Annotated in this window: 16 protein-coding genes; 11 read left to right on the forward strand and 5 right to left on the reverse strand. The window is 64.2% G+C overall.

All coding sequences use genetic code 11. The features are described from left to right. The first annotated feature begins 290 nt into the window (after positions 1 to 290). The 4 genes from DOD19_RS21765 to fdhD are packed head-to-tail and all read left to right on the forward strand — an operon-like array spanning position 291 to position 5,371. A complete protein-coding gene (locus tag DOD19_RS21765; protein WP_112188061.1) occupies positions 291 to 1,946 on the forward strand; it encodes an OFA family MFS transporter in 1,656 nt (551 codons plus the stop codon). 28 nt (positions 1,947 to 1,974) lie between these two features. Further along, positions 1,975 to 4,314 carry an FdhF/YdeP family oxidoreductase gene (locus DOD19_RS21770; protein WP_112188063.1) on the forward strand — a complete coding sequence of 780 codons (2,340 nt, stop codon included), beginning with the start codon at positions 1,975 to 1,977 and terminating at the stop codon, positions 4,312 to 4,314. Then, entirely contained in the window at positions 4,314 to 4,559 is a 246-nt protein-coding gene (locus DOD19_RS21775) for a hypothetical protein (protein ID WP_024978717.1), read from the forward strand. The genes DOD19_RS21770 and DOD19_RS21775 overlap by 1 nt, the downstream gene beginning before the upstream one ends. Next, a complete protein-coding gene (gene fdhD / locus DOD19_RS21780) occupies positions 4,556 to 5,371 on the forward strand; it encodes a formate dehydrogenase accessory sulfurtransferase FdhD (RefSeq protein ID WP_112188065.1) in 816 nt (271 codons plus the stop codon). The genes DOD19_RS21775 and fdhD overlap by 4 nt, the downstream gene beginning before the upstream one ends. A gap of 18 nt (positions 5,372 to 5,389) precedes the next feature. Here fdhD and DOD19_RS21785 read toward each other — a convergent pair whose 3' ends face one another. After that, entirely contained in the window at positions 5,390 to 7,285 is a 1,896-nt protein-coding gene (locus DOD19_RS21785; RefSeq protein WP_024978715.1) for a potassium transporter Kup, read from the reverse strand. 351 nt (positions 7,286 to 7,636) lie between these two features. Between DOD19_RS21785 and DOD19_RS21790 the strand changes: the two genes are divergently transcribed. Both DOD19_RS21790 and DOD19_RS21795 read left to right on the forward strand, forming a co-directional pair. Next, positions 7,637 to 7,840 carry a cold-shock protein gene (locus tag DOD19_RS21790; protein ID WP_004627322.1) on the forward strand — a complete coding sequence of 68 codons (204 nt, stop codon included), beginning with the start codon at positions 7,637 to 7,639 and terminating at the stop codon, positions 7,838 to 7,840. A 177-nt stretch (positions 7,841 to 8,017) separates the two neighbouring features. Then, positions 8,018 to 8,224: a cold-shock protein gene (locus DOD19_RS21795; RefSeq protein ID WP_024978714.1), complete on the forward strand. Its 207-nt coding sequence runs from the start codon at positions 8,018 to 8,020 to the stop codon at positions 8,222 to 8,224. Positions 8,225 to 8,299: 75 nt separating this feature from the next. On the opposite strand, the gene DOD19_RS21800 is transcribed toward DOD19_RS21795, so the two are convergent. Next, entirely contained in the window at positions 8,300 to 9,823 is a 1,524-nt protein-coding gene (locus tag DOD19_RS21800; protein ID WP_112188068.1) for a CoA-acylating methylmalonate-semialdehyde dehydrogenase, read from the reverse strand. Position 9,824: 1 nt separating this feature from the next. After that, positions 9,825 to 11,162, reverse strand: a complete 1,338-nt coding sequence (locus DOD19_RS21805) for an aspartate aminotransferase family protein (protein ID WP_024978712.1) — start codon at positions 11,160 to 11,162, stop codon at positions 9,825 to 9,827. Between the two features lie 155 nt (positions 11,163 to 11,317). Between DOD19_RS21805 and DOD19_RS21810 the strand changes: the two genes are divergently transcribed. From DOD19_RS21810 to DOD19_RS21825, 4 genes are all read left to right on the forward strand, one after another. Beyond that, positions 11,318 to 12,721 (forward strand): PLP-dependent aminotransferase family protein, encoded by a 1,404-nt coding sequence (locus DOD19_RS21810; protein ID WP_024978711.1) that lies wholly within the window; start codon positions 11,318 to 11,320, stop codon positions 12,719 to 12,721. Positions 12,722 to 12,942: 221 nt separating this feature from the next. Then, positions 12,943 to 13,686, forward strand: coding sequence for an acetoacetate decarboxylase (locus DOD19_RS21815; RefSeq protein WP_112188070.1), 744 nt, complete (start codon positions 12,943 to 12,945; stop codon positions 13,684 to 13,686). A gap of 50 nt (positions 13,687 to 13,736) precedes the next feature. Next, entirely contained in the window at positions 13,737 to 14,522 is a 786-nt protein-coding gene (locus DOD19_RS21820) for a 3-hydroxybutyrate dehydrogenase (RefSeq protein WP_024978709.1), read from the forward strand. Positions 14,523 to 14,554: 32 nt separating this feature from the next. Beyond that, positions 14,555 to 15,817: a patatin-like phospholipase family protein gene (locus DOD19_RS21825; protein WP_024978708.1), complete on the forward strand. Its 1,263-nt coding sequence runs from the start codon at positions 14,555 to 14,557 to the stop codon at positions 15,815 to 15,817. A gap of 30 nt (positions 15,818 to 15,847) precedes the next feature. On the opposite strand, the gene DOD19_RS21830 is transcribed toward DOD19_RS21825, so the two are convergent. Both DOD19_RS21830 and DOD19_RS21835 read right to left on the reverse strand, forming a co-directional pair. Then, positions 15,848 to 17,959 carry a sodium:proton antiporter gene (locus tag DOD19_RS21830; RefSeq protein ID WP_112188072.1) on the reverse strand — a complete coding sequence of 704 codons (2,112 nt, stop codon included), beginning with the start codon at positions 17,957 to 17,959 and terminating at the stop codon, positions 15,848 to 15,850. Beyond that, positions 17,956 to 19,032, reverse strand: a complete 1,077-nt coding sequence (locus DOD19_RS21835; RefSeq protein ID WP_112188074.1) for an oxidoreductase — start codon at positions 19,030 to 19,032, stop codon at positions 17,956 to 17,958. Before DOD19_RS21835 ends, DOD19_RS21830 begins: the two co-directional genes overlap by 4 nt. A gap of 266 nt (positions 19,033 to 19,298) precedes the next feature. Between DOD19_RS21835 and DOD19_RS21840 the strand changes: the two genes are divergently transcribed. After that, complete coding sequence (locus tag DOD19_RS21840) at positions 19,299 to 21,419, forward strand: TonB-dependent siderophore receptor (RefSeq protein ID WP_112188076.1); 2,121 nt, start codon at positions 19,299 to 19,301, stop codon at positions 21,417 to 21,419. Positions 21,420 to 21,430: the final 11 nt, after the last annotated feature.

Below are 21,430 nucleotides of genomic sequence, written 5' to 3' on the forward strand. Positions count from 1 at the left end.
CGGCGCGCCACGCTCCGCAAGCCATCGGTTGCGGAGCAGCGTCACCCTTGGTCTAGTTAAGTTATGCTTTATTAAACATAACTTAATTGATTAGGCTGTAAATTGCGTGACTCGTAATACAACGGGTGATTACAACTATTGATCTAGGACACGCTGCCCCACTATCTTTCGCGGGCAACGTCGGCGCACTCCAACTGCCGCCGCCTGGCACGCACCGGCCATGACCGGCGCGGCCGCACCGTTTCACTACGTACGTCACAACACGGGCTCAACTTATCCGGGGGGATTCGATGTCCGAAGCAGTCCTGCATCCATTTTTTTCGCGCGAGCGCACCGTCGCCGCGGTTGGTTTCAACCGCTGGCTGGTTCCGCCTGCCGCACTGGCCATCCATCTGTGCATTGGCATGGCCTACGGTTTCTCAGTCTTCTGGCTGCCGCTTGGCCGCGCGCTTGGCATCACCAAGCCGCTCACCTGCGGCGCCGATGTCTCGCTGATCGCCGAGCTGTTCACCACCACCTGTGACTGGCGCGTGTCCAGCCTGGGCTGGATGTTCACGCTGTTCTTCGTTTTCCTGGGCGCATCCGCAGCCATGTGGGGCGGCTGGCTCGAGCGCGTCGGCCCGCGCAAGGCTGGCGTCGTGTCGGCCGTGTGCTGGTGCGGCGGCTTGCTGATTTCCGCGCTCGGCATCCAGATGCACCAACTGTGGCTGCTGTGGGTGGGCTCGGGCGTGATCGGCGGCATCGGCCTGGGGTTGGGCTACATCTCCCCCGTGTCGACGCTGATCAAGTGGTTTCCGGACAAGCGCGGCATGGCCACCGGCATGGCCATCATGGGCTTTGGCGGCGGCGCGATGATCGGCGCCCCGCTGGCTGATCGCCTGATGAAGGTGTTTGCTACGCCCGAATCGGTCGGCGTGTCGCAAACGTTTATTGTGCTGGCTGGCATCTACTTCGTGTTCATGATGGCGGGGGCGCTGGGTTACCGCGTGCCGCCCACGGGCTGGAAACCGGCCGGCTGGACACCCTCGCCCACCAAGGCGAAGGACACGATGGTCACGCAACGCCACGTGCACGCAAACGAAGCGCTGAAGACGCCGCAGTTCTGGCTGATCTGGGCCGTGCTGTGCCTGAACGTCTCGGCCGGTATTGGCGTGCTCGGCATGGCCTCGCCGCTGCTGCAGGAAGTGTTTGGCGGCAAGCTGCTTGGCGTGACGACTTCGTTCATGGAACTGACCGCCGCTCAGAAGGGCCAGATCGCGGCCATCGCTGCGGGCTTCACGGGTCTGCTGAGCCTGTTCAACATCGGCGGCCGTTTCTTCTGGGCATCGCTGTCGGACCGCCTGGGCCGCAAGATGACGTACGCGGTCTTCTTCGTGCTCGGCTTCGTGCTGTACGCATCGATTCCGTGGACGTCGCACACAGGCAATATCGCGCTGTTTGCACTGGCCTTCTGCGTGATCCTGTCGATGTACGGCGGCGGTTTTGCTACCGTGCCGGCGTACCTGGCTGACATGTTCGGCACGCAAATGGTGGGCGCCATCCACGGCCGCCTGCTGACGGCGTGGTCGACGGCCGGCATTCTGGGCCCTGTGCTGGTGAACTACCTGCGCGAATACCAGATCGCCCATGGCGTGGAACGCGCAGCCGTGTACGACATCACGATGATGATCCTGGCCGGCCTGCTGATTCTCGGCTTCATCTGCAACCTGCTGGTGCGCCCGGTCAACGCGAAGCACTTCATGACCGAAGCGCAACTCGACGAGCAACGTCACGCTGCGGCAACCAAGAGCCCGACGCCGTCGGTGATCGCACCGGAAACGTCGCTGGAATGGAAGGCGCATCCTGGTTCGGCCGTGGCCGTGGTGCTGGCTTGGGCCGCCGTGGGCCTGCCGTTGGGCTGGGGGGTTTGGATTACACTCCAAAAAGCTGCCGTTCTGTTCTCCTGACACCTGATTCGAAGCCGCCCCGCCACCCATGAAGCACCAGAAGATCGAGTTCTACCGTCATCCGGCCGGTGGCTGGGGCGCGCTTAAAAGCGTTGCACATCAACTGCTGTCGCAGGGCATCGCGGCCAAGGGCGCCAAGACGATGCTGTCGGCCAACCAGCCCGACGGCTTCGACTGCCCCGGCTGCGCCTGGCCTGATCGCGACCACGCCTCCACGTTTGAATTTTGCGAGAACGGCGTCAAAGCTGTGGCGGCCGAAGCCACCTCCCGCCGCACCACGCCGGAGTTCTTCGCACAGCACACCGTGCGGGAGTTGGCCGACTGGTCCGACTACGCACTCGAAGACCAAGGGCGTCTGACGCACCCGATGGTCTACGACGCGGCCAGCGACAAGTACATCCCGATCGAATGGGACGCCGCCTTCGCGCTGATCGCGCAGCACCTGCGCGCGCTGCCTGATCCGAACCAGGCGATCTTCTACACCTCCGGCCGCACCAGCAATGAGGCGGCCTTCCTCTACCAGTTGTTCGTGCGCGCCTACGGCACGAACAATTTCCCCGACTGCTCCAACATGTGCCACGAGCCCTCCGGCACGGGCATGCGGGGCAGCATCGGCGTTGGCAAGGGCACCGTCACGCTCGACGATTTCACCAAGGCGGACGCCATCTTCATCTTCGGCCAGAACCCGGGGACGAACCACCCGCGCATGCTCGGTGAGCTGCGCGAAGCGTCCAAGCGCGGCGCCAAGATTGTTTCGTTCAACCCGCTTCGCGAGCGCGGGCTGGAGCGCTTTGCCGATCCGCAAAGCAAGATCGAGATGCTGACGCTGGGCTCCACGCGCATCAGCACGGAGTACCACCAGGTTCGCATCGGCGGTGACTTGGCAACGGTGAAAGGCGTCATCAAACACGTGATCGAGCGTGACGACGTGGCACGTAGCCGCGGAGAGCCCGCCATCATCGACCACGCCTTCATCGCGCAACACACCGGCGGCTACGACGCCTTTGCCGCCGACGTGCGCGCAGAATCGTGGGCGACCATCGAAGCCGAATCGGGCCTGCCGGAAAACGAAATCCGCCAGGCCGGCGATACCTACATCAAGGCCGGCAGCGTCATCGCCTGCTGGGGCATGGGCATCACGCAACACAAGCATTCGGTCGCGACGATCCAGATGATCGTCAACCTGTTGCTCCTGCGGGGCAACATCGGCCGCCCGGGCGCCGGCGCGTGCCCGGTGCGCGGCCACAGCAACGTGCAGGGCGACCGGACGATGGGCATCTACGAGAAGCCCGCCCCTGCGTTCCTGGATCGGCTGGAAAAGGTCTTCGGCATCCAGGTGCCGCGCGAACATGGCTACGACACCGTCGGCGCCATCGAAGCGATGCAGCAAGGCGCCGCGCGCGTGTTCTTCGCCATGGGCGGCAACTTTGCGGCGGCCACGCCGGACACCGCTGCCACGTGGGCCGGCCTGCGCCAGTGCGACCTGACCGTGCACGTGACCACCAAGCTCAACCGCAGCCACATCGTGCATGGCAAGGCAGCGCTGATCCTGCCGTGCCTGGGCCGCACCGAAGTCGACCAACAGGCCGGCGGCACGCAAGGCGTGACCGTGGAAGACTCGATGAGCATGGTGCACATGTCGGCGGGCATCAATCCGCCGGCCTCGCCGCATTTGCTGTCGGAACCGGCCATCGTGGCGCGGCTGGCGGAAGCGACGCTGCCCGAGAGCACCATCCCATGGCGCTGGCTGGTGGAAGACTACGACCGCATCCGCGAGCGCATTGAAGCCGTGTTCGACGACTTTGCCGGCTTCAACGAGAAGATTCGCGTGCCGGGCGGTTTCCGTCTGCGCAACACTGCATCCGAGCGTGTGTGGAGCACGCCGTCGGGCAAGGCGGAATTCCACACGCACGCCGTGCCGACCGACACGCCGGTCCACCGCGCCCGCGAGCGCCATGCAGATACGACGGTCTTTACGCTGGCCACGGTGCGCTCGCACGATCAATACAACACCACCATCTATGGCATGGACGACCGCTACCGCGGCGTGTTCGGCCAGCGCCGCGTGGTCTTCATCAACAAGGAAGACCTGCACACGATCCGCATGAAAGACGGCGAGTGGGTCGACATGGTGACGCTGTCAGACGACGGCACCACGCGCCGCGCCGATGGCTTCCGACTGGTGGCATACGACATCCCGCGCGGCTGCCTGGCAGCGTATTACCCCGAGACGAATCCGCTGGTGCCGCTCTCTTCCGTGGCTGACCAGGCCCGCACGCCGACGTCAAAGTCGATTCCGGTGATGCTCGTGCCGAGCCAGGTCGAGCGCACCGCTGAGTCCCAAGCGGCCAACACGGCAGAAGCCTGATGCCAACCGAGCCGGCGTGGTCTGCGCTGCAACTGGCGCTGCTGGCCGCATTGCGCGAGACCGACGCCGCCAAGCCGGTCTCGCTACCCTGGCTGACCAAGCGCGTGGGCGAGCGCGCCAGCACAGTGCTGCGCGCGCTGCATCCGTTGGCTGACGCCGGCCTGCTGCGCGTCGCCATGGACGACACACGCTGGCTGATCGTGCTGCTCGATGCCGGCCGCGCTTTGCCCCATTTCACCGCATGACTTTTCTGCCCCGCCACCCCGCCGGAATGCCCGTCGTTTCCACCACCGCGACGAAACGCACGCGCACCGGCACGCAAGAAGACGCGTCCACCGCCGTCGCAGATGAAGCACCGGTCGCGCTGGTCTTCAACGGCATCACACATGCGGTGATGATGGCCTCGCCAGCCGACCTGGAAGACTTTGCATTGGGCTTCGCGCTGTCCGAAGGCATCATCGACAGTCGCGCCGATTGGCGTGGCGCAGATGTTCAAACGCATCCGCATGGGCTTGAGGTGCATGCGGAAATCGCTTCGCATTGCTTCGTGCGGCTGAAGGAACGCCGCCGCGCGCTGGTCGGCCCGACCGGCTGCGGCCTGTGTGGCATTGAAAGCCTGCAGACCTTTGAAGACGCACCGACACCGCTTGTGCCGGCTGCATGGATGGCGTCATTGACCGACGCACAAGTGCTGGACGCCATGCACGCGATGACGGCGCATCAGCCGGCCAACGCGCTCACCGGCGGCTTGCATGCCGCGGGCTGGGTACCTGCGGACGGCAACGCGCCGCTGCATGTGCTGGAAGACGTGGGCCGTCACAACGCGCTGGACAAGCTGATCGGCCGGCTCGCCCGGCTCGGCATCCGCCCCGCAGACGGGTTCATCGTCATGACAAGCCGCGCAAGCTTCGAACTGACGCGCAAGTGCGTGCAGGTGCAGTTGCCGCTACTGGCAACAATCTCCGCGCCGTCCTCGCTGGCGATCCGCCACGCCAAGGCCGGACAGCTGACACTGCTGGCGTTCTGCCGGGGCGAGAGCGTGACGCGGTTTGCGTAGCGCACTGCACGCGCAGGGCTAAATCTCCACCTTGCTCCCCAGCTCAACCAGTCGGTTGGCGGGAATCCGGAAAAAGTCCGACGGCTTGGCGCTGTTGTGCTGCATCCAGGCAAACAGCGATTCGCGCCACATCGCCATGCCAGGCAGCGGCGACGGCACCACCGTGGCACGCGTAATGAAGAACGAGGTTTCCATATCTTCAAAAACGATGCCAAGCCGCTCACCCACGTTGCGGACGATCTCGTCCACGGCCGGTGTTTCCTTGAAGCCGAAATCGACCACGGCCGTGTGGATGTCGTCGCCAATGGTTTTGATAACCAGGCGCTTGGCGGGGTCCACATACGGCACGGCCAGCGTGCGGAAGTGGATGAACAGCACGCGCTTGTGCAGCACGTGGTTGTGCTTGAGGTTGTGCAGCAACGCCAAGGGCACGAAATCCATGCTCGGGGTGAGATACACGGCCGTGCCGTCCACACGATACGGCGGATGGCGCAGCAGCCCCTCCATGAACGGCTCGAGCGGAATGCCGCCTTCCACATTGCGCGCCTTCAACAGCTGCGTGCCCGAGTGCCACGTCACCATCAGGAAGAAGATCAAGCCACCCAGCAGCAACGGGAACCAGCCACCCGCGGCAATCTTGAGCAGGTTGGCTGAGAAGAACGATAGATCCACCGCCAGGAAAACCGCGCCGAGGGGGGCCACCAGCGACAGGCGCCACTTCCAGGCGTTGCGCATGACCACCGTAACCAGACCCGTCGTCAGCACCATGGTGGTCGTTACCGCAATACCGTAGGCCGCGGCCAGGTTGTCGGACTTGCCGAAAGCCAGCACCACCGCCACCACCAGCACCAAAAGCATGTAGTTGACCATCGGCACGTAGATCTGGCCGATCTCCACATCCGACGTGTAAAGAATCTTCATGCGCGGCGCATAGCCCAGATGCACGGCCTGCGCCGTCATCGAAAACGCTCCGGAGATGACAGCCTGCGACGCAATGACGGTGGCCGCCGTGGCCAGTACCACCATCGGGCCCACGGCCCAGTTCGGCATCAGCAGAAAGAACGGGTTCTGCACCGCGCTCGGCTCGCGCAGCAGCAAAGCGCCCTGGCCAAAGTAGTTCAGCAGCAGGCACGGCATGGCAATGTAGAACCACGCGTAGCGGATCGGGCGCGCGCCAAAGTGGCCCATGTCGGCATACAGCGCCTCAGCGCCGGTCAGCGCCAGAAACACCGAGCCGAACACGATGAACGCCAGCACCGTATGCCGGAATCCGAACTCGATGGCGTACACAGGGCTCAACGCCACCAATATCTGCGGCGACTTCACCACCGAAGCCAACCCCATCAGCCCCAGCAGCACGAACCAGATCACCATGATTGGCCCGAACAGGCGCCCGACCACGTGCGTGCCCTGCTTTTGAATCAAGAACAGGGCAATCAGCACGATCAGCGCCAGGGGCAACACCCACTTCTGTAGCGCGGGGGCCATGATCTCCATGCCTTCAATGGCGGAGAGCACTGAAATGGCAGGTGTGATGACGGCATCGCCATAGAACATGGCGGCGCCGAGCAGGCCGAGCAGCATCAATGTGCGTGTGAACCGGGCGCCTCCCCTGCTTGCGCGCATGGCCAGCGCCGTCAGGGCGAGGATGCCGCCTTCGCCGTTGTTGTCGGCGCGCATGACGAACAACACGTATTTAACGGACACCACCAGCGTCATCGCCCAGAACAGCATCGATAGGATGCCGAAGACGGTCTGATCGGAAAACGGGACCCCATGCTCGGGGTTGAAGCATTCCTTCAGTGCATACAGGGGGCTGGTACCGATGTCCCCGAAGACCACGCCGATTGCGCCCACCATGGTGGCCATCAACGCGGGATTTTTCTTGGTTTTACTGGCTGCGGCGGTCGTCATGGGTAGGCTGCGACTGGAACGACGGGGGCGCACGCAATTTTCGTGCGCCGTCTGCGGCACCGATTCTACGGGGCGAGCCGAGTGCGGCAGAAGCCACTAAAGCTTAGGTGAAAACGCCAGGTTTTGCGCCGGTGTTTGCACCGATGGCAAGCCTGCGCCAACCCTGCTGAGCGCCAGAAAACGACGGGCCCGCCCGGTTCGAAAAGAAAGCTTAAAAAAACAGACTTTGACGGGGAGACGCGCCAAGCATATATTCACCAAACGATCGTTTGGCCGGTTAGGCCGGGTCTGCCTGCTGCGTTTGTATTTGGCCGGCGGCCGATCGATTTCTCAACTTCACGACTCAAAATCATGGCTACTGGTACCGTCAAGTGGTTTAACGACGCAAAGGGTTTCGGCTTCATTACCCCGGATGATGGCGGCGAAGACCTTTTCGCACATTTCTCTGCTATCAACTCCGCAGGCTTCAAAAGCCTGAAGGAAGGTCAGAAGGTGTCGTTCGAAGTCACGCAAGGCCCCAAGGGCAAGCAAGCTTCGAACATCGTGCCCCAGTAACTAGGAGCACGCGGGCGCGGTAGCCCGGTTTTGGCTTGCCGCGCGGGGTTTCCTCGCGCGTGTATTGGCCGGGATATTCCGCCAGGCAGGTTGTTCAGTACGTGTTTGCCATCAAGCAGTCGGATGGCCGCCGGAAGCGGTGGCCTGGTTTGACGAACCCCCTATTGGGAGCATGCAATGGCCAGCCGAATTGAAGAGAACGCCGTTCAATATGATCCGCCCGCCGGGGCAGCTGCAGAAATGCATGCTGCCCCGAGTTTCATTCGGGATTCGGAAATCCAGTTTTCGCGCTCGCAGACATTCCATGAAGGCCAGCGCGTCAGCTTTGATGTGGAGATCGGGCCCGATGGCGAACTGATCGCCGTCAACATCAAACCAATATGACACGCCGGTTTCAACTCGGCATGGTCAAAAGAAAAGGGAGGCATTGCCTCCCTTTCTCATGGGTGATGCACCCGCTTACTTGGCTGTCGGCATCACGAACTCGGCGCCCTTGGCAATCGAATCCGGCCAGCGTTGCATCACGCTCTTGTAACGCGTGTAAAAACGCACACCTTCTTCGCCATAGGCGTGGTGGTCCCCGAACAGCGAGCGCTTCCAGCCCCCAAAGCTGTGCCACGCCATCGGCACCGGAATCGGCACGTTGATCCCGACCATGCCCACCTGGATCTGCCGCGCAAATGCGCGTGCCACGCCGCCATCGCTCGTGTAGCACGATACGCCGTTGCCAAACTCGTGCGCGTTGATCAGGTTCACCGCCTCGGCAAGATCATGCACGCGCACCACCGAAAGCACCGGACCGAAGATCTCTTCCTTGTAGATCGTCATGCCAGGCTTGACGTGGTCGAACAGCGTGCCGCCCGTGAAGAAGCCTTCGGCATGACCCTCGACCGTGTGGCCGCGGCCGTCCACCACCAGCTTGGCGCCCTCTTCCACGCCCTTGGCGATATAGCCTTCAACCTTGGCCTTGTGCGCGGCCGTCACCAGCGGACCCATTTCGCTGTCGGCTTGCATGCCGTTGCCGATCTTGAGTGCCTTGGCGCGCTCGGCAAGGCGCGGGACGAGCTTGTCAGCCACGTCACCCACTGCCACGGCCACGGAGATCGCCATGCAACGCTCGCCGGCAGAACCGTAGCCGGCACCGATTAGCGCATCCACCGCCTGGTCGAGGTCGGCATCGGGCATGACCACGAGATGGTTCTTTGCACCGCCCAGGGCTTGCACGCGCTTGCCGCGCTTGGTGCCCTCGGCGTAGATGTATTCGGCGATGGGCGTGCTGCCGACGAACGAGACGGCCTGCACATCCGGATGCTCGAGCAGCGCATCGACGGCATCCTTGCCACCCTGCACAACGTTGAACACGCCATCGGGCAGGCCAGCCCGCTTGAGCAGGTCGGCAATCATCAGACTGGGGGTCGGATCGCGCTCGCTCGGCTTGAGGATGAACGTGTTGCCGCACGCCAGTGCCACCGGCGCCATCCACATCGGCACCATGAACGGGAAGTTGAACGGCGTGATGCCGGCCACCACGCCCAGCGGTTGGCGCAGGTTCCAGTTGTCGATGCCGCCGCCAATGTTGTCGGTGAAATCGGTCTTGAGCAGATTCGGAATGCCGCACGCGAACTCGACCACTTCAATGCCGCGCGTGACTTCGCCCTTGGCATCGGAGAACACCTTGCCGTGCTCCCGCGTGATGGCTGCGGCCAGGGCATCCTGGTTCTGGTCGAGCAGCTCCTTAAACCTAAACAGAACGCGCGAGCGCTTGAGCGGCGAGGTCTCGGCCCAGTCGGCTGCGGCCGCGTGCGCCGCGGCCACGGCGGCGTCCACTTCGGACTTACCGCCCAGCAGCACCTGCGCGCTCACAGCGCCCGTGGCGGGGTTGAACACATCGGCGCTACGCGTGCTGCTACCGGCATGGCGTTGCCCGCCGATGTAATGGCTGATAACGGATTCCGTCACGGCGGGATCAATCGGTCGGTTCATTTCAGGCTACCTCTTGCAGAACGGTACGAACGGTGTCGAAGATGCGCGCGATTTGCGCCTCTTCGATGATCAGCGGCGGGGAGAACGCCAGGATGTCGCCGGTGTAGCGCACCAGCACGCCACGCTCCAGGCATTTCAGGAAGACTTCGTAAGCGCGCGCACCCACCGCGCCCGGCCGCGATTCCAGCTCGATGCCGGCCACGAGGCCGAGGTTGCGGATGTCCTTCACATGCGGCGCACCCTTGACCGAATGCGCTGCTGCTTCGAACACCGGCGACATCGCACGCGCGCGCTCGAACAATCCTTCGCTGCGATACAGATCCAGTGCGGCCACCGCCGCGGCCGCAGCCAGCGGGTGCGCAGAATACGTGTAGCCGTGGAACAGCTCGATCGCGCCTGGCGCGCCGGCGTCGACCACGGTGTCGTGCACCAACTGACGCACGGCCACAGCGCCCATCGGCACGGCAGCGTTGTTGATGCCCTTGGCCATCGTCAGCAGATCGGGCGTCACGCCAAAGAACTCGGCCGCCGTTGCCGCGCCCAGGCGGCCAAAACCGGTAATGACCTCATCGAAGATCAGCAGGATACCGTGCTTGTCGCACAGCGCGCGCAGACGCTGCAGATAGCCCTTGGGCGGCACCAGCACGCCCGTGGAACCTGCCAGCGGCTCGACGATGACGGCGGCGATGGTCGACGCGTCATGCAGCGTCACAAGGCGCTCGAGCTCGTCGGCAAGGTGTTCGCCCCAGGCCGGCTGGCCTTTGGAAAACGCATTGTGCTCAGGCGCATGCGTGTGCGGCAGGTGGTCGACGCTGGGTAGCAGGTTTGCCGAGAACGCCTTGCGGTTCGGCGAGATACCGCCCACCGAGATGCCGCCAAAACCCACCCCGTGATAGCCGCGCTCGCGGCCGATCAGGCGTGTGCGCTGCCCTTCGCCCCGTGCTCGGTGGTACGCCAGCGCAATCTTGAGCGCCGTATCCACCGCTTCCGAACCCGAGTTGACGAAGAAGATGCGGTTCAGACCTTCCGGCATGATCTCGGCGACTTTTTCTGCCGCACGGAACGCCAGCGGGTGGCCCATCTGGAAGGTGGGTGCGAAATCCAGCGTGGCCGCCTGCATGGCGATGGCATCGACGATTTCCTTGCGGCAGTGACCGGCGTTGACGCACCAGAGGCCCGCCGTGCCGTCCAGCACTTCGCGGCCGTCGCCGTCTCGGTAGTACATGCCCTGGGCCGACGTCAGCAAGCGCGGTGCGGCCTTGTACTGGCGGTTGGCCGTGAACGGCATCCAGAAGTAGGACAGATCGGTGGTTTCCAGCGGGTGCGGTGCGGGTTTCATCGGTCACTCCGAAAAAACAGCGGAAAGGGAATGGACTGGCGAGCCAGCCGTTGGAGCAAACTGTACAGAGTCGGGCGTGACACGGACATGCACAGATGGCGGTTCTATAAGAAACTGTATAGGCGCCGACCACCGCTCCCATACCGCATCGCAACATGCAACTCGAACTCGATCCTTCTCATCCCCAGCGTACGTTGGTCGACCAGATCGTCCAAGGCATTCGTGCGGCGGTCGACAACCATACCCTGCTGCCCGGCACGCGGCTGCCCTCCGTGCGCAAGTTGGCCCAGGCCCACGATGTGAGCACCTTTACGGTGGCGGAGGCCTATACACGGCTGGCGGCACTGGGCGCCATCGTGGCGCGGCCACGCTCGGGCTACTTGGTGGCAGCGCGCGCACCCACCCAACCGGCGCCCGTGGCCCCGCGCTGGGAGCCGCCCACGCTCAACGCGGCGTGGTTGCTCTCGGATGTGTTTGCCGATCGCTCCATCGCTATCAAACCAGGCTGCGGCTGGCTGCCGAACGACTGGCTGGACGAGCGCGGCGTGCAGGAAGCCATGCGCGCGGTGAGCCGTGTTTCCGCTCTGCGGGTGGCGGGCTACGGGCACCCGTGGGGTTACGCCCCGCTGGGCGAATACGTGGCGCAGTCGCTTGCGCTGCGGGGGCTGCCGGTGGAACGCTCGCAAGTGCTGCTGACCAGCGGCGCCACGCAGGCGCTCGATCTGATCGTCCGCACATTATTCAAAGCCGGCGACGTCGTGGCCGTGGATGATCCGGGCTACTGCAACGTGCTCCAGGTGCTCAAGCTGGCCGGCCTGCGCGTGGTCGGGGTGCCGCGCACACCGGATGGGCTCGACACAACGGCACTGGAGACCATCCTCCGCGCGGACGATGCCGACCGGCCGCGCGCCCTTTTCACCAGTTCCGTGCTGCAGAACCCCACCGGCTCGTCGATGACCGCTCAGAACGCCTACCGCGCGCTGCAACTGGCCGAACAGCACGGCCTCTGGATCGTTGAAGACGATCTGCACCGCGAATTGGCCGACCCTGCCGCGCCGATGCTGGCTGCGCTCGACGGCCTGCGCCGCACGCTGTACGTGAGCGGCTTCTCCAAGACGATCTCGCCCTCATTGCGCGCGGGCTACGTGGTGGCCGATGCCGCTATCGCGCGTGAGCTGGCACGTACCAAGATGGCTGTGGCGCTCACCTCATCGGAGATCACCGAGCGCATCGTGCATGCGTTCGTCACCCGCCCCGTTTATGCCGAACACGTGGCGCGGCTGATTGCGCGGCTTGGAGAGGCCCACACGCACGTCGAAGCCCTCATGCGCCAACATGGTGCCGAACTGTTCGATACACCGGGGCGCGGCCTCTTCCTGTGGGCGCGGCTGCCGGGCCACGCAGATGCCTCCGCGCTGGCCAATCGGGCCATCGACCACAACATCTGGCTCGCGCCGGGGCAGTATTTCAGGCCGCATGACGAGCCCAGCGCGTGGTTGCGTTTCAACGTGGCGTACTCCGCCGAACCGGCGCTCTGGGAATTTCTCTCGCACGCCTGAACGGGCCACCCTGCCGAGCGGCACAACAATGCATTGTTGGCGTCAACTAGCATTGCGGATTTGTCCATAGTGAGCGGCCTCTCGTTACGATAATTGCCTACGCAATCAAGTCAATATGCAGCGAGGTGCATACCGTCACAAATGACCGACAGGATGCGTCATCGCCTACCGTTCTCTTGCGTCGTAGCCGATCCCTAACGCCCTCATGCACAAGGAGTGCCATGGACATCAAGACCGTCCGAGAAACCGCCTTCGCGATGCCGCTCACGAGCCCCGCTTACCCGCCCGGCCCGTACCGCTTCATCCACCGAGAATTCTTCATCATCACGTACCGCACCGACCCGGCCAAGCTGCGCGCCATGGTGCCGGAACCACTGGAAGTGCCCGAACCGCTGGTTGCCTACGAGTTCATCCGCATGGCCGACTCCACCGGCTTTGGCGATTACACCGAAAGCGGCCAGGTGATTCCCGTCACCTACGAAGGCAAGCCCGGCACGTACACGCTCGCGATGTATCTGGACGACCATCCGCCCCTGGCAGGCGGACGTGAAATGTGGGGCTTTCCCAAGAAGCTCGCCACGCCCAGGCTCGTGACGGACAAGGACACGCTGATCGGCACGCTCGACTACGGCCCCGTGCGCGTGGCAACCGGCACCATGGGTTACAAACACCGCGAGCTGGACCTGGCCGAGCAGAAACGTCGCCTGGAGCGCCCTAACTTTCTGCTCAAGATCATTCCGCATGTGGACGGCAAGACCGCGCGCATCTGCGAACTGTCACGCAATTACCTGATCGACGTCGACATGAAAGGCGCCTGGACGGGTCCGGCGTCGCTGGAGCTGGCCCACCACGCGCTGGCACCCGTGGCCGAACTGCCCGTGCTGGAGATTGTCGAAGCCCGACACATCATTGCAGACCTGACCCTTGGCATGGGCGAGGTCGTGTTCGATTACCTCGCGCAGTAACGCCCGCCCGAACGCCCTCTTTTTTTTCCGTCAACCCTCGGAGTACACACATGTCTGATTTGAAAGGCAAAGTCGCCGTCGTCACGGGTGCCGCCAGCGGCATCGGCAAGCAGATCGCCCTCACGCTCGCCGGTTCGGGTGCGGCCATCGCCATCGTTGACCTGAACGAAGACGGCGCCAAGGCCGTCGCCAAAGAGATCAGCGATGCAGGCGGCAAGGCGATCGGCCTGCGCATGGACGTGACCGACGAACAAGCCGTGGACAGCGGCATCGACCGCGTGGCTGAAGAGCTCGGCTCGGTCGACATCCTCGTGTCGAACGCCGGCATCCAGATCGTCAACCCGTTCGTGAGCTACTCGTTTGCCGACTGGAAGAAGATGCAGGCCATCCACGTCGACGGCGCGTTTCTGACCACGCGTGCCGCGCTGCGCCACATGTACAAGGACAACCGTGGCGGCGTGGTGATCTACATGGGCTCGGTGCACTCGCACGAGGGCTCGCCGCTCAAATCAGCCTACGTGGCGGCCAAGCACGCGCTGCTCGGCCTGAACAAGGTGCTGGCCAAGGAAGGCGCGGCGCATAACGTGCGTTCGCATGTGGTGTGCCCCGGTTTTGTGCGCACGCCGCTGGTCGAAAAGCAGATTCCCGAGCAGGCCAAGGAACTCGGCATCAGCGAAGACGAGGTCGTGAAAAAGGTCATGCTGGGTGATACCGTGGACGGCGTGTTCACCACGGTGGAAGACGTGGCCGAGACGGTGCGCTTCCTGGCCACGTTCCCGAGCGCTGCGCTGACCGGCCAATCGTTCGTGGTGAGCCACGGCTGGTTCATGCAATAAGTCTCTGCACACGCAAGGAGGTTGGAGGAGATATGCCCGCACCCAAACTACGCGTGGCCGCAAGCAAGCGGCCCACACCGGCAGAATCATCGCGCCCGGCAGATGCACCGCTCACCACGGCACAGCGCATCGTGCTGCCGGCGTACGAGAACATCGCGCTGGTGCTGCAAGGCGGCGGCGCGCTTGGCTCGTACCAGGCCGGCGTGTTCGAAGGGCTGGACGAAGCCGGCATCGTGCCGAACTGGATTGCGGGCATCTCCATCGGGGCGCTGAATACGGCCATCATTGCCGGCAATGCGCCCGAGCATCGGCAAGCGAAGCTGCGTGAGTTCTGGCAGATCATCACGCAGCCGACGTTCTCGCCGCCGCTGCCTGACATCCTGGAAAACGCCTGGTTTGACGGCAATGCGCATCTGCGGAAATGGCTGACCGCCATGCAAGCCGCCGATACGCTGCTTGAGGGCCAGCGCGGCTTTTTTACACCGCGCTTTCCCGCTCCACTGCCAGCCAACGAAGTCGACCCGCTCGAAGCCAGCTATTACGACACCACGCCGCTCAAGGCGACGCTGGAACGCCTGTGCGATTTCGACCGCATCAACGATGGCGGCATCCGCGTGTCAGTGGGCGCCGTGAACGTCCGCACGGGCAACCTGGAAGCCTTCGACAACACCGAGCGCCGTCTGCGCGCAGAGCACTTCATGGCATCGGGCGCGCTGCCGCCGGGCTTTCCGCCCGTGCTGATCGACGGCGAGTATTACTGGGACGGCGGTGTGGTCTCCAACACGCCGCTGTCGTATGTGCTGGGCACCAAGCCGCGCCGCGACACGCTGGTGTTTCAGGTAGACCTCTGGAGCGCGCTGGGGCCGGTGCCCAACACGATGATCGGCGTGGCCAGCCGACAGAAGGACTTGCAGTACTCCAGCCGCACGCGGCTTACTACCGACTGGATGGAGCGTTCGCAATCCACGCGCCGGCTCATGCGCAAGCTGCTTGATCACCTGCCACCCAAGGAGTTCGAGCGCACGCAGTGGTACAAGCACGCGCAGGAGATGGCCTGTACCAAGCGCTACAACGTCTTCCACCTCATCTACGCTGCCAAGGAACACGAAGGGCCGGGCAAGGACATCCAGTTCGGGCCGTCGACCATGCGCGACCACTGGGCTTCGGGCCTGGCGGATATTCGCGAATCGCTCTCGCACCCGGAGTGGCTGGAGATGCCCGATAACGACACGGGCTTCGTCACGCATGACATCCACCGCCATCCGGGCGTGGAGCGGGAAGACAAGCGGCTCTGAGCTGTTCGCCGCTGAATTCTCCGAGTCGCACTACTTCCGTGCGGCCGGCATGTGCAATGCAGTCGACAGCGGCGGCCGCGGCAGCGCGGCCGTCCATGCACGGCGGATCACCGCGCTGATCTGCTTGTAGACCTCTTTCGAGATCACCGTTTCGGCCAGCATCGTGTCGATCTTGCTCTGGCCGATGTAGAGCGCGAACAGCACGAGCAGACGCTTTTCCAGAGCGGCGCTGTAGTCGCCAAACTTCTCGCGCAGCTCGGCCAAGCCCTCTTCCGCCGCCTCGATCCGAGCAATCAACACACCGTCGAGCAGGTCTGCCATGCGCTCGCCGAGCACAGGTTGCAGCGATGCACGGTTGTACGCGCGCAAGCGCTCCAACACCGTCTGGCGGCAAATAAGCAATTCAAAGCGATCGGCCAGCGCGTTGGCCAGCGGGCGGTCGATATGCACCACGCGGTGCAGCCAGACCGCGAACCGGTAGCCGGCGTGCTTGGCCAGGATGCGCCGCGATGCACGCTTGTAGCCAAGACGCCCCTCCGTGCGCGCCGCGTCGATCATGTCCGCGGTGTTGCGCATCATCGCGTCAAGGTTGCGGATGGAGACGAGGCCGTTGCCGTACTCGGGAATCAACTCGCGCTCACGCGTGGCGAGCGAAACAAGGCCGATGGTCAGGCGCTCGCGTTCGGACAGCGCTTCCTCAAGGTTCAGCTCGACCGCGCCGGCCGCGACCTCCCGCCGATACACCTCCGCTGCCTGATCCGTCGCACCCGAAGTGAAATGGAAATGCCCGCCGATGCGGCGCATGGTCGATTCCACTTCCTCTGTCGACATGTTCAGCGCCTGGCCTTGCAGGGCCTGCTCTTGCGGCGACAACTGATCCAGCCCCAACTGGCGCATCACCCAGCGCAGCGTGGCGCCATTGAAGAGCACGCTCACCAGCACAAAGCCGGTGGCGAGGATGGTGACGAAATGGCGATCCGCCTCGCGCACTGCCTGGTTCTCCGCCACACCTAGCGCCAGCACCAACGTGACAGCACCACGCAGGCCGCCCCATGCAATCGCCAGCTTGTAGGCATGACTGACCGGCGCGGAGAGCTTGAGCCACGCGAGCGCGGGCAACAGGCCAAACAGCACCGCAAGGCGCGCAGCAAGTGCAGCCAGCACGATCACCGCCAGCCACAGCGCGTCTTTCCACACCACGCCGTGCAACAACTCCGGCACCCGCACCGCAGCCAGCAAGAAGACCACCGCCCCGGCCAGCGCAGCAATCTGCTCCCAAATGAGTTGCAGGTGCGACCAGTTGCGGGGCGTCAAGCGCGTGCGCCCCAGCGCGCCAATCACCAGCCCCGCGCACACCACCGACACCACGCCCGACGCGCCCAGCATGTTTTCGGCCACGAGATACAGCGGGTACGGCAGCGCCAGCGTCCAGGCGGCTTCGGCCTGAGCAATGCCACGCAACGCCGGCAGCAGGAATGCGGCGATGCGCCCGGCAATCAATCCGAACACCACGCCGCCTCCGAACGCCTTGGCCAGTTCACGCAGGCCGGTGCCGACGGAGGCATCACCGCCGTGCCCCGTCAGCATTGCGAGCAGCACGCCCATGATGGCAATGGCCGCGGCGTCGTTGAGCAGCGCCTCGCCCTCCACCAGGCGGATCAACCGTGCCGGCGCGCCCACGTCGCGAAACACCGCAATCACAGCGGATGGATCGGTCGTGGCAATCATCGCGCCGAGCAGCAGGCACGTGACGATGCCGAACGGCGTGACAGCCGCCGCCGCGAGCCCGATCACGCCCGTGGCGACCACCACGGCCACGATGGCCAGCATCAGGATCGGTGCGGCATCCGGCGCCATGCTCCGCACATCAACCGACAGCGCTGCCTGAAACAGCAGCGGCGGCAGGAACAGCCACAGATACGCCTCTGCCGGCCAACTCGGATCGACGAGCGGCGCGAAGAACGTGGCCGCGGAGGCCGGCGCGCTGTTCTGCACGATCACATAGGCGCCGCCGATGCCAATGCCTGCCAGCGCCAGCAATGTCGATTCCGGCAACGTCAGCCGCGAGGCCAGCATCTGCACCAGCGCCACCACAGCGAGCAAACCGCCCGCCACCAGCAACAGGATGACGACGCCGTTCACAAGGCGGTCTCCCGCGAGGCCAGCCAATCCGCACGTTCAGCATCGGTCAGGTCCGGCACGACAGCCGTGCCGGTTTCGGCAGCGGCCACGGCGGCTTCGAGCACGGCCATGACAGCCACAGCCTGCACGGGCGGGACAGGGTTCGCGCGCAGGCCGAGGATGGCGTCGCGCACAGCGGCGTAGTAGGCGCGCTGGTCGCCGGCGGGCGTTGCGATGCGGGTTTCGGTCGAGGTTGCGCCGTCAATCAGTAAGCCCGCGTCATCGTCCACACCCCAGCCTTGCGCGCCAGGCTGCATGCCGGCCAGCAGTTGCGTTTCCTGCTGATCCATCCGGCGCTTGATGAACGAACCGCGCGTGCCATGGACGACCCAGCGCGGCGAGCCGCCCGCCACCAACATGCCCGCGTGAAGGACTGCTCGGCGCTCGCCCACTTCCAGCACGACGTGCGCCCAGTCCGGCGTTTCGGCGCCCGGCCGCTGGCGTGCAAACGAGGCACTCACCGCATCCGGCAGGCCGAGCAGTTGCAGCGTCTGGTCGATCAGGTGCGGGCCAAGATCGAACCAGATGCCCGTGCCATGCCCCGCCTGCTCGCGCCAGCGCGCACGTACCTGCGGACGATAGCGGTCGAAATGCGCCTCGACGTGCATGGCTTTGCCGATAGCGCCACCGGCAATCGCGGCTTGCACGGCCAGGAAATCGCTGTCCCAGCGGCGGTTCTGAAAGACCGACAGCACGCGCCCCGTTTCACGCGCCGCCCGAGCCAGATGCCGCGCCTCTGCCAGCGTGACGGTAAACGGCTTATCCACCACGACATGTTTGCCTGCGCGCAACGCAGCTTCGGCCAGCAGTGCGTGACGGTCGTTGGGCGCGGCAATGACAACGAGGTCGGCTTCCGCATGCGTTGCCGCCGCCTCGGGCGTGCAGACCACGGCATTAGGCCGATCCGCATGCACGGCGTCTGGCCGGTTGGAGCCGATGACCTGCAAATGCAGCCCGGGCGTGGCGTCGATCAACGCGGCGTGAAACAGCTTGCCGGCGTAGCCGTAGCCCACCAAGGCGGCTCTCAACGGCATCTGGTGTGATGAATGCGACATATCAGAAAGATGGCAGAAATCCGGCAAATGAGACGGTTATGGCGCAACTTGGTGCCCGAAACATCGCGGTATGCCACGAAAAATTGCGGCGCACAAGACCGGCAAACGTTGCCTCTCGTCAAAAGCTCGCCTTAACTCTCTTGTAAATAGGAATTGTTCTCATTATTATCTGCGTCTTCACATTCTGAAGGCGCCAACCTCGGGGGAGGGAGTCGCGCCCTACTTTTCACTTTACGGGAACTGCAATGCCGCCGAAACGTTTGTGCCTGTCTCTGGCCGTCCTTGGAACGCTGCCGTTTGCCCAGGTGGCAACTGCCGCCGACACCGTTGCCGCAGCCGACGCCGGCACGTTGCCGACGTCCACGGTCAAGGGTACGCGCACCAGCACGAGCTACGACACGCCCATCGCGAACACCGCCACGAAGATTCCCGTGCCGTTGCGCGAGATTCCGCAGTCGGTGAACGTCGTGCCGCGCGCAGTGATCCAGGACCAGGGCGCGCTGTCGATCAACGACACCCTGCGCAACGTGCCGGGTGTGTCGGCCTCGCTGGGCGACGCGCAGCGTGACCAGGTGACCATTCGCGGTTTCTCGTCGATCAATGACCAGTACGTCGACGGTCTGCGCGATGACTCGCTTTACTTCCGCGATCTCTCCAACGTCGATCGCATTGAAGTGCTGAAGGGCCCGGCGGCCGTGCTGTATGGGCGTGGCTCGTCGGGCGGCATCATCAATCGCGTGACCAAGAAACCGCTGGCGACGCCGCTGGCCGAGGTGGGCGTGATGGTGGGCACCGAGCGCCAGAAGCGTGCGGAGTTCGACCTGAACACGTCCATCAACGACGACGCCATCCGCGCGCGCATCACCGGCGCGGTGGAAGATTCGGGCGGTTTCCGCAACGACTACTTCCTGCGCCGCCAGGCGATTTCGCCGTCGTTCCTGTTCAATCTCGCGCCGGATACCAAGCTGACGGTGCAGTTCGACTACCTGCACGACAAGCGCATTGCCGATCAGGGCGTACCGTCGTACCACGGCCGCCCGGTCGACGTGCCGATCGAAACGCGCTATGGCTCCGCCAATGCCGCTGCCGGCAACGTGGAGTCCACTGTCAAGAGCGTGACCGGCACGCTAGACCACCGCTTCAACGACAAATGGTCGTTCCACAGCGTGGTGCGCAACTACGAATACTCGCTCGGCCGCAACAACTATACGACCGTCAGCCGCGTCACCGACGGGCCGATCCCGACTGTCACCCTCACCGTCAACCAGCGCAACCGCAGCGACCGCGGCACGCTGTGGCAGAACGAGCTGACGCAGAAGGCCGAGACCTGGGGCATCCAGCACACGCTGCTGTACGGCATCGAGCTGGGTTACCAAGACAAGAGCGACCGCGTGGCCGCTGCGCCGGGCAGCGCGACCTACAACCTCTTCAACCCGACGCTGCAGGTGTTGCCGACCGTACCCGGCAACGCCGTGCCGACCAACTACGGCCTCTCGCACAACGAGACGTATGCGGCGTACGTGCAGGACTTGATCAAGTTCTCGCCGCAATGGACGGTGCTCGCCGGCCTGCGCTATGAAATCCTCAAGCAAAGCCGCGACGACCTGACCGCGCGCAATGTGGATCTGTCTCGCACCGACAAGCCGGTCAGCCCGCGCCTGGGCGTTGTGTATCACCCGATCGAGCCGCTTTCGCTGTACGCGTCGTACAGCCGCTCGTTCCAGCCGCTGGCGGATAGCTTCACGTTCTTCCCGAACAGCGGCGCGCTGGCCCCGCAATCGACCACGAACTACGAGATCGGCGCCAAGTACGACCTCTCGGCCGGTGCAAGCGTCACGGCCGCACTGTTCGACATGAAGCAGACGAACCTGACGGCGGCGGATCCCGTCACGCTGCTGGGTGTGCCCATCGGCACGCAGCGCACGCGCGGCCTGGAGCTGTCGTTCACAGGCGAGATTGTGAAAACCTGGTCGCTGATGGCGAGCTATGCCTACCTGAACGGCCGCCTGGAGAACCCGAACGACCGCAGTGGCAGCGTGGCGGTCAACGGCAACCAGCCGTCCCTCACGCCGCGGCATAGCGGCTCGGTATGGCTGAAGCACGATCTGCCGAACGGCTTCTACGTGGCCGGCGGCGTGCGTGCGGAAGCTGCGCGTTACGCATCGCAGTACAACCTGACGACGCTGCCCGGCTACATGACCGTCGACCTGGGCGCCGGTTATCGCAGCAAGCACGTTGATGTCACGCTGAATCTGCAGAACCTGTTCAACCGCGCGTACTACGTGTCGGCTCACGGCGGCGCCGAGAACTACAACATGCCGGGTGCCCCGCGCATGGCGCTGCTCGGCGTGCGCTACAAGATGTAAGCGGCTGTAAG

The sequence above is a fragment of the Ralstonia sp. GX3-BWBA genome, from assembly GCF_003290055.1.
GTDB lineage: Bacteria > Pseudomonadota > Gammaproteobacteria > Burkholderiales > Burkholderiaceae > Ralstonia > Ralstonia holmesii.

What these genes read in the sequence shown, in the direction of transcription:
- DOD19_RS21765 (WP_112188061.1), top strand. Translation starts at nt 291, where the DNA reads ATGTCCGAAGCAGTCCTGCATCCATTTTTTTCGCGCGAGCGCACCGTC.
- DOD19_RS21770 (WP_112188063.1), top strand. Translation starts at nt 1,975, where the DNA reads ATGAAGCACCAGAAGATCGAGTTCTACCGTCATCCGGCCGGTGGCTGG.
- DOD19_RS21775 (WP_024978717.1), top strand. Translation starts at nt 4,314, where the DNA reads ATGCCAACCGAGCCGGCGTGGTCTGCGCTGCAACTGGCGCTGCTGGCC.
- fdhD (WP_112188065.1), top strand. Translation starts at nt 4,556, where the DNA reads ATGACTTTTCTGCCCCGCCACCCCGCCGGAATGCCCGTCGTTTCCACC.
- DOD19_RS21785 (WP_024978715.1), bottom strand. Translation starts at nt 7,285, where the DNA reads ATGACGACCGCCGCAGCCAGTAAAACCAAGAAAAATCCCGCGTTGATG.
- DOD19_RS21790 (WP_004627322.1), top strand. Translation starts at nt 7,637, where the DNA reads ATGGCTACTGGTACCGTCAAGTGGTTTAACGACGCAAAGGGTTTCGGC.
- DOD19_RS21795 (WP_024978714.1), top strand. Translation starts at nt 8,018, where the DNA reads ATGGCCAGCCGAATTGAAGAGAACGCCGTTCAATATGATCCGCCCGCC.
- DOD19_RS21800 (WP_112188068.1), bottom strand. Translation starts at nt 9,823, where the DNA reads ATGAACCGACCGATTGATCCCGCCGTGACGGAATCCGTTATCAGCCAT.
- DOD19_RS21805 (WP_024978712.1), bottom strand. Translation starts at nt 11,162, where the DNA reads ATGAAACCCGCACCGCACCCGCTGGAAACCACCGATCTGTCCTACTTC.
- DOD19_RS21810 (WP_024978711.1), top strand. Translation starts at nt 11,318, where the DNA reads ATGCAACTCGAACTCGATCCTTCTCATCCCCAGCGTACGTTGGTCGAC.
- DOD19_RS21815 (WP_112188070.1), top strand. Translation starts at nt 12,943, where the DNA reads ATGGACATCAAGACCGTCCGAGAAACCGCCTTCGCGATGCCGCTCACG.
- DOD19_RS21820 (WP_024978709.1), top strand. Translation starts at nt 13,737, where the DNA reads ATGTCTGATTTGAAAGGCAAAGTCGCCGTCGTCACGGGTGCCGCCAGC.
- DOD19_RS21825 (WP_024978708.1), top strand. Translation starts at nt 14,555, where the DNA reads ATGCCCGCACCCAAACTACGCGTGGCCGCAAGCAAGCGGCCCACACCG.
- DOD19_RS21835 (WP_112188074.1), bottom strand. Translation starts at nt 19,032, where the DNA reads ATGCCGTTGAGAGCCGCCTTGGTGGGCTACGGCTACGCCGGCAAGCTG.
- DOD19_RS21840 (WP_112188076.1), top strand. Translation starts at nt 19,299, where the DNA reads ATGCCGCCGAAACGTTTGTGCCTGTCTCTGGCCGTCCTTGGAACGCTG.